This is a genomic window from Frankia sp. EI5c (assembly GCF_001636565.1).
Lineage (GTDB): Bacteria > Actinomycetota > Actinomycetes > Frankiales > Frankiaceae > Parafrankia.
Genome location: NZ_LRTK01000072.1, coordinates 1 through 2,302, shown reverse-complemented (window position 1 = coordinate 2,302; position 2,302 = coordinate 1). Strand labels below are relative to the sequence as shown.

The 2,302-nt window shown below is 71.4% G+C and carries 3 protein-coding genes; all 3 read right to left on the bottom strand.

Annotated features, from left to right (window positions below; all coding sequences use genetic code 11):
* Nucleotides 1-345 (bottom strand): adenylosuccinate synthetase (locus tag UG55_RS21805; RefSeq protein WP_199865221.1); only part of this gene is annotated, 345 nt, incomplete at its 3' end.
* Between the two features lie 144 nt (nucleotides 346-489).
* On the bottom strand, nucleotides 490-918 hold the full coding sequence (locus UG55_RS21800) for a DUF3151 domain-containing protein (protein WP_066072429.1): 429 nt from the start codon (nucleotides 916-918) through the stop codon (nucleotides 490-492).
* Nucleotides 919-1,110: 192 nt separating this feature from the next.
* A complete protein-coding gene (locus UG55_RS21795) occupies nucleotides 1,111-1,854 on the bottom strand; it encodes a transglycosylase family protein (RefSeq protein WP_066072432.1) in 744 nt (247 codons plus the stop codon).
* Nucleotides 1,855-2,302: the final 448 nt, after the last annotated feature.

Sequence of the window (2,302 nt, the reverse complement as noted above, 5' to 3'; positions counted from 1 at the left end):
GACCCGATCAAGCGCACGGTGATGCGGCATGATCAGGTGCGCGTCCGAGCTGATCAGCAGGCGGGAGACGTCGACGCCCCGAGCCTGCAGCCCGTCCATCTCGGAGAGCAGCACGCCCGGGTCGATGACGACGCCGTTGCCGATGACGGGCACACAGTCGCTGCGGAGCACACCGGACGGAATCAGGTGCAGAGCGTAGCTCTCCGCACCGATCACCACGGTGTGGCCGGCGTTGTTGCCACCCTGGTAGCGGACGACGTAGTCGACGGCGCCGCCCAGGAGGTCGGTCGCCTTTCCTTTTCCCTCGTCGCCCCACTGGGCGCCGATGAGGACTAGTGCGGGCACCGGGCGAGGTTACTAGGGATAACGCTCCGACGGGGCCGCCTGGGGATACCGCGCCTCACCGGGCCACCTGGGGATATCGGTCCGTCGGGGTCCTGCCCGCGGACGACCCGGCGTGAGCGGCGACGCTGGGTCACCTTTCGCCCGCTAGGCGAGTCCGGTCTCGCCGACAGCGACCGGGTCGCTGTCGGCGAGGAACTGCCGGCACCGGGTCGCCTCCTCCTCGTCGCCGATCTCCGCCGCGGCGCGTGACAGAGCCGCCAGCGCGCGCAGGAAGCCGCGGTTCGGCTCGTGGGACCACGGAACAGGCCCGTGCCCCTTCCAGCCGGACCGCCGGAGCTGGTCGAGCCCCCGGTGGTAGCCGGTGCGCGCGTAGGCGTAGGCAGCCACCGGCTGCCCGGCCCGGAGGGCGTCCTCGGCGAGAACCGCCCAGCCCAGGCTGGCGGCGGGGAAACGGGCCGCGACGGTCTCCGGGGCGGCACCCGAGGCCAGCGCCTCCGCGACGGCCGGCGCGGCCGGCAGCAGCGTGGGCGGCGGGCCCGACAGCAGGTTGTGGTTTGCGGACGGAGTCGTCATGGGCACATCCTGCCCCACGTCCGACCCGCCCGAGGTGCGACCGCGCCTGCCAGGGCGTCCGGGGCTGGACGCTCGAACGCCCGGCGCGGGGTCGACGCCGGTGGCGGCCCGGAACCTCGTGACAACCTGGCATGGACCGACCTGCCAGACCGTCATGAGGCCTGGGCGGGGGTCGGGGCACCGCGGGTGCGGTCAGCTGGCGACCGTCGCGCTCCAGAGGTTCTGCCCCACCACACCGGGCTGCCCGTCGCTGACCCTCGTCAGGTACGAGTACAGCGCGGCGACGCCCTGGGACTCCCGGCCGAACTTGCCGTCGACGGTGAGGACGAAACGCCGCTCGCGCATCTTCGCCTGCCACACGAAGGCGTCCGCGCGGACCTGCTCGCCCATGCTGGCGTTCAGGGCCTCGCCACCGAAGCTGCTACCGACCTGGGAGCGCGCCCTTTCGAGGGTCATGGGCTCTTCGGCCGGAGTCAGCGCCTGCTCGATGACGTCGCCGCCGGCGCCCGAGGAGGTCGGTGCCGGCCCGTTCCTGGTCAGGCCGAGCTTGCTGGTGCAGCCGGGCCAGGGGGACCAGCCGCGCTGGTCGTAGAGCTTGTACGCGGCCTCGTCCTGCATGGCGGGAGGAGCCTGGTCCGGACGGCCGGGATAGCCCAGCCCCGTCCAGGTGCGCTGGTCGAACTGATAGGCACCGTAGAAACCGTTGCCGGTGTTGATGGCGTAGTTGCCGCCGGACTCGCACTTGCGGAGCCGGGCGAAGTCGTCCGCCGTGGCCGCGCCGGCAGGGACCGCGGTGATGGCGAGCCCGGTCCCGACCAGAGCTGTGACGGCTCCGGTGGTCCGCAGTACGCGAGTGGCTGTGGAGGGCGGCGTGGCCGCCCGGTGTCTGCCACCCCGACCGGTCGAACGGACGGGATCACGATCATGCGACCGCATCAGATGTCCTTCCCGTCGCCTGCGGGGTGAGCTGTCGGGTGCGGGCTGGAAGCTGCCCGGCCGCGCGCCCCAGGCTCCGGCCGCCCTTGCGGACCGGTGTGTGCCTGGCTGTACCTGCGCGTCGGCTTAACCCCTAGGACGCGCTGGCGCGTCCGAATGGTGGGTCCCCCGCTCCTGCCCTGTGTCGTCCGCTCTCGTACCGGCCGAGTGGACGGGGGCAGGACTCGGCGTCCGTCCACACGACCTCGCCCTGGGTAGGCGAGTGGGCGGAACTGTAGCGAGATCGACGTTGGCGGCGCAAATCCGGACGGTTCCGGTGGGACCAGATGGGACCACATCGGAGTTACCCGAATGAGTTCATTATGGATGATCGTGATGAGTCGTTCATCACTCCTCATCTGCCCGACACTACTGCTTGTCCGACATCTGGGTCGCACCGGGGTCGTGC